Origin of the sequence: Pseudomonas sp. AL10, from assembly GCF_029960685.1 — a bacterium.
In the GTDB taxonomy this organism is placed as follows: Bacteria; Pseudomonadota; Gammaproteobacteria; order Pseudomonadales; family Pseudomonadaceae; genus Aquipseudomonas; species Aquipseudomonas lactis.
Genome location: NZ_JASBQZ010000016.1, coordinates 23258 through 30837, shown reverse-complemented (window position 1 = coordinate 30837; position 7580 = coordinate 23258). Strand labels below are relative to the sequence as shown.

Annotated in this window: 7 protein-coding genes; all 7 read right to left on the bottom strand. The window is 64.3% G+C overall.

What is annotated here, in order from left to right; all coding sequences use genetic code 11:
• Positions 1–31 precede the first annotated feature (31 nt).
• Entirely contained in the window at positions 32–1672 is a 1641-nt protein-coding gene (locus QK296_RS16420) for a BatD family protein (protein ID WP_003190795.1), read from the bottom strand.
• Positions 1669–3408: a tetratricopeptide repeat protein gene (locus tag QK296_RS16415; protein WP_003190796.1), complete on the bottom strand. Its 1740-nt coding sequence runs from the start codon at positions 3406–3408 to the stop codon at positions 1669–1671. Before QK296_RS16415 ends, QK296_RS16420 begins: the two co-directional genes overlap by 4 nt.
• Positions 3405–4493, bottom strand: coding sequence for a VWA domain-containing protein (locus QK296_RS16410; RefSeq protein ID WP_003190797.1), 1089 nt, complete (start codon positions 4491–4493; stop codon positions 3405–3407). The genes QK296_RS16415 and QK296_RS16410 overlap by 4 nt, the downstream gene beginning before the upstream one ends.
• Positions 4486–4980 carry a DUF4381 domain-containing protein gene (locus QK296_RS16405; protein WP_003190798.1) on the bottom strand — a complete coding sequence of 165 codons (495 nt, stop codon included), beginning with the start codon at positions 4978–4980 and terminating at the stop codon, positions 4486–4488. Before QK296_RS16405 ends, QK296_RS16410 begins: the two co-directional genes overlap by 8 nt.
• Positions 4977–5909, bottom strand: coding sequence for a DUF58 domain-containing protein (locus QK296_RS16400; protein ID WP_003190799.1), 933 nt, complete (start codon positions 5907–5909; stop codon positions 4977–4979). Before QK296_RS16400 ends, QK296_RS16405 begins: the two co-directional genes overlap by 4 nt.
• Positions 5910–5914: 5 nt before the next feature.
• A complete protein-coding gene (locus QK296_RS16395; protein ID WP_003190801.1) occupies positions 5915–6874 on the bottom strand; it encodes a MoxR family ATPase in 960 nt (319 codons plus the stop codon).
• 280 nt (positions 6875–7154) lie between these two features.
• On the bottom strand, positions 7155–7508 hold the full coding sequence (locus QK296_RS16390) for a hypothetical protein (protein WP_057709870.1): 354 nt from the start codon (positions 7506–7508) through the stop codon (positions 7155–7157).
• Positions 7509–7580: the final 72 nt, after the last annotated feature.

The following is a 7580-nucleotide window of genomic DNA, read 5'->3' as shown; positions in this document are numbered from 1 at the left end:
CGCAGAGCGTGGGAACGAGCAGGCTCGGGGGTTACTTGGGGTAGAGCGGCGGCAAGCTGGTGGTGTCGGTGGCCGGGTCTTGCTCGCGTTCGGCCACGGGGATCGCCTTGATGGCACGCCACAGGTCATCACCCAACCAGTATTGGCCGCTTTCGCTATACAGTGCGCCATTCAAGCCATCCAGGGCATCTGACAACGGCACAAACCGTGCGGCCATGTCGGCCAGGGTTTCCGGTTGTTGCCTTGCCCAGGCGTCCAGCGCCTGGCGGGTGGCGTGGGGGTCGTTGGCCTGGGTGGCGCGCTTGAGGTCGTCGAGCAAGGTGCGTGGGCTGGGGCCGGTTTGGGCTGCGCGTTGTACGGCCGGTTGCCGGCGTGCGCGCCACCATAGGCCAAAGCCTAGCAGGGTGGTGCAGGCCAGCATCAGTGTGCTCAGTTGCCATAGCCACAGGCGGTCATCGTCCGGCGCGGTGATGATGGTCGGTGTGGCCGGGGTGTCTACCACCAGGCTGGGGTTCACCGCCACTTGCACGGTGCGCGCCGGCAGGCTGGTGCGTTCCAGGTGATCTTCGTGGGTGTTCCACCACACCACTTCCACGGCGGGCAGTTCCAGCTCGCCGGCGCGGGTCGGCACCAGGGCTTCGCGGTCTTCACGGCTGCCGGTCAGGCCGCGGTCGCTGGTGCGGTTAGCCATCACCGGTTGGTCGGGGTAGCGGCGCAGGCCGTTGACCTCGGTGCCGGGCAGCGCTGGCAGCTGTGCGCTGGACAGGCCTTCGGCCTCCACGGTAAGGCTGCGGGTCAGGGAATCGCCGACTTGCACGTGGTCCGGCGTGGGGTTCCAGCCTTCGCTCAAGCTCAGGCTGCGCGCGGGCAGCCAGGGGGCGTCGGCGGGGTAGGCGTCCGGTTTGGGTTTGACCGTCAAGGGCAAGGGCGCGGAGCTGACGTGAATCATCTTGCCCGGCTTGGTGCCCTGCAAGGTGTTCTCCTGGGGCGGTCGCGATTCCACCAGGGTGGCGCTGAAGGTCTGTGCCGGAATCACCACGGCGCCACTGTGTTGCGGGTAGAGGGCGTAGCGGGTTTCGATCACGCCATGGCGGATGCTGTTGATGACCTTCTCATAGGTGCGTGATTCGCCCAGTTGTTCGACACGTGCGTCCGGTATCTGCAAAGGCGTGAGGCTGCTGTCGTCATACAGCGACACCGAGTGGTAAACGCGAACGGTCAACAGTGCCTGGGCCTGCACGTATACGCTGGTCTGGTCGAGGTTGGCTTCGATGAACACCGGGGCCAGTTCGGCGCTGGTGTTCTGGCTGGCGCTTTCCACCACTTGCAGGGTGATCGGCTGGGTCTTGAGTGCGCCCACTTGCAGTGGCGGGATGACCACGTTGCCGTTCACCTTGGGCAGCAGAGTGATGATCCAGCGGGTGGTGGCGTGGTTGTCGCCGTCCAGCGTGGTGAGTTGGTTGATCTGGCGGGTGCCGCTGACTTCGAACTGCGCGTCCAGGGGCGACAGGTCCGGTTTGCCAAACTGGGTCACATCACTTGATTGCACCGTCAGCTCTACCGTTTCCCCGGAGTTGAGGCGGCTGCGGTCTACGCTGGCGACCAGGTCCGCCGCCTGGGCGTGGCCTGCCGACAACGCAAGCAGGAGCAAAAGGGTGGTGCGGCGGCTCATCGAGTGGTGTCCTGATGTTGTTGCTGTTCGTACCAGAATTTGCGGCGCAACAGTTCGCCGGGGTTATCCGGGATCTCCTGCAACCATTGCTCCAGCGCTTGGCGGCGCTCGCCTTCCAGGCGTGTGTCGGCAGGACGCAAAGGCGGCGTGGTGGTTTGTTCGTCGCCCAGTTCGCTGCCTGGTACTTCATTACCGCCAGGCTGTGGCGTGGCGGCTGTCTGAGTCTCAGCGGTGCCCGCTTCGCCCTGGCCGTGGGGCGATTGCTCGCCGCCCTGTGCCGTTTGTGCGCTGGCGCCCGGTTGCGCAGTTTGGCCGGGTTGGGCGGTTTCGTCATCTTCGTTTTTTGCAGGCGGGTCCTGCTCGGGCTGCGCTTGCTCCTGCATCAGGGTTTCAACCAGGGCTTTGTTTTTCAGTGCCGGTTGCAAATCGGGCTGGGCTTCCAGGGCTTGTTCATAGGCATCAATGGCCGCTTCAAGCTCACCGGCCTTGGCCAGGGCATTGCCACGGTTATAGTGGGAATAGGCGTCGCTGCCTTGGGCAAACCGCTTGATGGCCTCGGCGTAATTGCCGGCTTCGTACAGCGCCACGCCTTGCCATTGCGGGTCTTGGAAGTGTTCGGCGGCTTCGGCCGGGCGTTTGTGCTTGAGCAGGTACTGGCCTTGTTGGTCGGGGCGCAGCCACAGGTCCTGCAGCCCAAAGGCGTAGCTGGGTTGCGGCGCGCCCATCAGCAGCAAGGGCAGGCAGAACAACCAGCCGCGACGCCCGGCGCACGCGGCCAGCAGCAATAACGGCAAGAGCAGCCAGTAACCCTGGTCGGCCCAGGTGTCCAGGCGCAGCCGTTGGCCGTCGTCGCGCAGGGCTTGGGCGCTGTCGAGCATGCCGAGTTGGCGCAGGTCCTTGTCATCCAGGCGCGCCGCACGGTAGCGGCCGCCCATTTCGCTGGCGAACGCCTTGAGGGTCGGGCTGTCGAGACGTGGCACCAGAATCGCGCCCTGGTCGTCCTTGAGGAACTCGCCACTTTCCTGAGTCACCGGCGTGCCTTCGCGACTGCCGATGCCGAGGATCGACAACGTCGGAGCCTGGGCACTTTGCAGTTGCAGGCGGATGCCTTGGCGTTCCTGTTTGGACAATGACGAGCCGATCAGCAGCAGGCGCCCCTGGCCGAGACCGCCTTGCTTGAGCAGGCGCAGGGCTTTTTCCACGGCCAGATCGGCCCGATGGCCAGGCTCGGGCATGATCGATGGGCGCAGGGCTTCCAACAGGTTACGGCTGGTGGCCAGGTCATCGGACAGCGGCACCAAGGTATGGGCGCTGCCGGCATACACGATGATGGCGGTTTGCGCATCGGTGCGCGCTTGCAACAGGTCATACAGCTTGCGCCGTGCCTGTTCCAGGCGGTTGGGTGGGCTGTCGGTGGCGAGCATTTCCGGGGTCAGTTCCAACAACACCACCAACGGGTCGGAAGGTTTCTGGCTGGCCTGTTCAACCCGTTGCCAACTGGGGCCCAGCAACGCCAGCACGGCCAGCAGCCAGGCAATGCCAAGCACCACCCACGGCGATTTGCTCTCGCGGCCATTGCCACCACTGAGCAACTCGGCATGGAACGCCGGCGGCAGGATCATCTGCCAACGCCCGGCGCGCTTTTGCCGATGCCACAACTGCCACAGCAACCAGCCAAGCAGGGGCAGCAATAACAGCCACCAGGGGCGCAACCAGTGCGGCCACAGCGCGATCATCGACGCCTCCGCAAACGCAGGCGCTGCAAACGCTGGCGCCATTCAGGATGCTGCTGCAAAAAGATGCCCTTGCTCGACAGCCTGTTGAAGCCGCGCTGCAAGGCGTTGTTCGGCCAGCGTTCCTGGATCACCAGTAACAGGCTCAACACCAACGCCAAGGCCAATGGGCCGCTGTACAGCGCCTGGGCCGGGCGGGCCTGGGTGGGTTGTTGCTCCACGGGCTCAAGGGTGTCGAGGGTGTCCTTGATTTTCAGCAGTTCCTCGCCGTCTCGGGCGCGGAAATACTGGCCGCCGGTGGCCTCGGCCAGTGCCTTGAGCGCCGGTTCGTCGAGGTCCAGGCTTGGGTTCACGCCAAGGATGCCCAGGGAGCCGGTTTGCTCGGGATCGGCGCCGATGCCGATGGGGTAGATTTTCACGCCTTCTTCAGCCGCCAGGCGCGCAGCGGTCAACGGGTCGATCTGCCCGGCATTGTTGGCGCCGTCAGTGACCAGGATCAGCACGCGGCTTTGCGCCGGGCGTTGGCGCAGGCGCTTGAGGGCCAGGCCGATGGCGTCGCCGATGGCGGTGTTCTTGCCAGCAATGCCGATGCGCGCTTCATCCAGCCAGGTGCGCACGGTGCGGCGGTCAAAGGTCAAGGGCGCTTGCAGGTAGGCTTGGCTGCCGAACAGGATCAGGCCCACGCGGTCACCTTCACGCTCCTCCAAAAAGTCTCCCAGCAGGTGCTTGACCAGGGCCAGGCGGCTGACGTCCTCGTCCTGCCAATGCATGTCGGGAAAATCCATGGAGCCGGAGACGTCCACTGCCACCAGCAAATCCCGGCCGCTGGCCGCAATCGGCAAGGGGTCGCCCAGCCATTGCGGGCGGGCGGCGGCGGTCAGCAGCAGCAACCACAGCACCACGAATGGGGCTTGCTGGCGCCAGCCGGGCAGGTTGACCCGGGCACGGCGGCGGGCCAGGCCTTCGAGGTCGCTGAGGTAGCTGACTTTCAGCGCCGGTTCGCCGCTGTCGGCCACGGGCAGCACTAGGCGCATGATCCACGGCAGTGGCAACAGGGCGAAGATCCACGGCCAGGCGAACTCAAACATGTTTGCGAATCCAGGTGTCGACGGCTTGGGTCAGGCCAGCGATGGCTTTGTCGTCGAGCTTGCATTCGGGCTTGTAGGCACCTTCCACCAACACCATCCAGCGCGTCAGGCCGGCGGCGGGGCAGCGGTTGTCCAGGAAGGCCAGCCATTTGCGCCCGTTGAGGGTGTGGCTCTGGCTATAAGGGTAGTCGTTGCGGCACAGGCGCTTGAGCAGGCCGTTGAGTTGCTGCAACCAGGCCCCAGCCGGCGCGCCGTCGTAGGGCTTGGGCATCAAAGCCAGCTCGGCCAGGGCTGCGATACGCAACGGGTCCAGCGGTTGTTCGGCACGCGCCACGGGGCGGCGGGCCGGCAGGAAACGGCGCAGCCACCATAGGCCCCAACCGAGTAGGGGGATCACCAGCAGCAACAGCCACCAGCCCGGCGCAGGTGGCCAGAAGCCAATGGCGGGCGGGGCGATCAGTGGTTGCAGTTGGTCCAGGCTGCTCATGGTTTTTTAACCGGGCGTTGCGGGTTGAGGTATTCGCGCAGTTGCTCGACCATTTCACTCTGGGTGCTCAAGGGCATCAACAACAGCCGCAGTTTCTGCGCGAGCAGTTCCCAGTGGGCGATACGGGCTTCGGCCTGGGCCTTGTAGGCCTGGCGCAGGTCGATATTCAGCGTGTCCAATTCCAGTTGCGCGCCTCTTTGCGCGAAACGCAGCAGCCCGGCGGCGGGCAGGGCGTGGTCCAGCGGGTCGGAGATCGGTAATAACAGCAGGTCGCAATGGCGCGCCAACAGGCTCAGCTGTTGCTCGGCGCCTTCGGTGAGGGCGCGCTCATCGCAGATCACCACCACCAGGCTGCCCGGGCGCAGTACCTCGCGGCCACGGCGCAAGGCCATACCCAGGGCGTCGGCTTCCGGCTGACGCTCGGTGTTCAGGCTCTGGTTGACCCGCACCAGCCGGTTAAGCAATTGCAACAGGCTTTGCTTGCTGCGCCGAGGCTTGATCTCGTAATGCTCGTTGTCGCCGAACACCAGCCCGCCCACCCGGTCGTTATGGCCCAGGGCGGCCCAACCGATCAGGCTGGCGGCCTGGGCGGCAAGCACCGACTTGAACATTTGCCCCGAGCCGAAAAACAGCCGGCAACTTTGCTCCACCATGATGAAAATCGGCCGCTCGCGCTCTTCGTGGAACAGCTTGGTGTGCGGCTCCTGGGTACGCGCCGTGACGCGCCAGTCGATGGTGCGCACGTCATCGCCGGCCTGGTACACGCGCACCTGGTCGAAATCGACGCCACGCCCGCGCAGCTTGGAGTGGTGCAGGCCCACCAGCGGGCTACGTTGACCAGGCGTGGAGAACAACTGCACCTCACGCACGCGGTGGCGCATCTCAATCAATTCACTGAGGGTTACGCGGATGCCATCGCTTGCGTTCATCGACTTCAAGCGACGGCAACGACGTCGAGAATGCGTTGCACCACGCGGTCCTGGTCGACCCCGGCGGCTTCGGCCTCGAACGACAGGATGATGCGGTGGCGCAGCACGTCGAACAGCACCGCCTGGATGTCTTCGGGGCTGACAAAATCGCGACCGGCCAGCCAGGCATGGGCGCGGGCGCAACGGTCCAGGGCGATGGAGCCACGGGGGCTGGCGCCGTAGGCGATCCACTCGGCCATTTCCGCGTCGAACTTGGAAGGGGTACGCGTGGCCATGACCAGTTGCACCAGGTATTCCTCCACCGCATCGGCCATGTACAGGCCGAGGATTTCCTTGCGCGCGGCAAAGATGGCCTGCTGGCTGACCCGACGCTCGGGCTTGGTTTCGCCATTGAGTGCTTCGCCACGGGCTTGCTGCAGGATGCGGCGCTCGACGGCGGCGTCCGGGAAGCCGATCTTGACGTGCATCAGGAACCGGTCGAGCTGGGCTTCGGGCAGCGGGTAGGTGCCTTCCTGCTCGATGGGGTTTTGCGTGGCCATCACCAAAAACAGCGGCGACAGCTCGTAAGTGCTGCGGCCCACGCTGACCTGGCGCTCGGCCATGGCCTCGAGCAAGGCCGACTGCACCTTGGCCGGGGCACGGTTGATTTCGTCCGCGAGCACCAGGTTATGGAAGATCGGCCCTTGCTGGAACACAAAGCTGCCGGTTTCCGGGCGATAGATCTCGGTGCCGGTGATATCGGCGGGCAACAGGTCGGGGGTGAACTGGATACGATGGAACTGCGCTTCGATCCCTTCGGCCAACTCCTTGATCGCCTTGGTCTTGGCCAGCCCCGGTGCGCCTTCGACCAGCATATGGCCGTCAGCGAGCAGGGCGATCAGCAGGCGATCGATGAGTTTTTCCTGGCCGAGAATCTGCGTAGAAAGAAAGGTTCGCAGCGCAAGCAGCGCTTCACGATGTTCCATCGATGACGGTTCCTGGAAAAGATGAGCCTGGGTGTTGTGACAAAACACCGGGCCTGGGGCGTTTACTTTAATGCATCGCGGGGTGCGGCGACTAACGGCTTGATGGGTATTTTTGGCGAAACTTACAGGATTGCGGTGCGCAAGGCATAACGGCTGGGTAGGTAGAGCACGATCACTGTGGGAGCTGGCTTGCCTGCGATGGCCTCAACTCGGTCTGGCTGAAAGACCCCACCGCCCGCATCGCAGGCAAGCCAGCTCCCACATGGGATCTACGGTGCATTCAGATCCGAATGAAAGTGCCTGTGCCCGTGAGGATGTTCTGCAGGGTTTCCTGCACTTCGGCCATGTCTGACGCGGCGGTGCTGTGGGCGATCTCCAACTGGTCCTTACCGCCCAGGGCATCGGCATCGCCGGCCGCCAGTTCGATCAATAAGGTGGTGTCGCCCAACGTCACTTTCAGCCCATCGAGAGTCGAAGGTTCGTAGTCCCAGGTCAGCTCCACTTCATCTTCATCCGGGTAACGGGTGAGCATGAACATTTCGCCGTTCTTGCCGTGACAGCACAGCATGGCCATGTTGTCTTCTTCGTCGTCGCACGGGGTGGCCATCAGGGCGTCGGTTTTCAGCTGCAGCATGGGGCAATCCTGTGTAGGGGAGGGCAATTGTGCCACCGCGGCGAATTTTGTGCTTCATCCTGTGTCGGAACT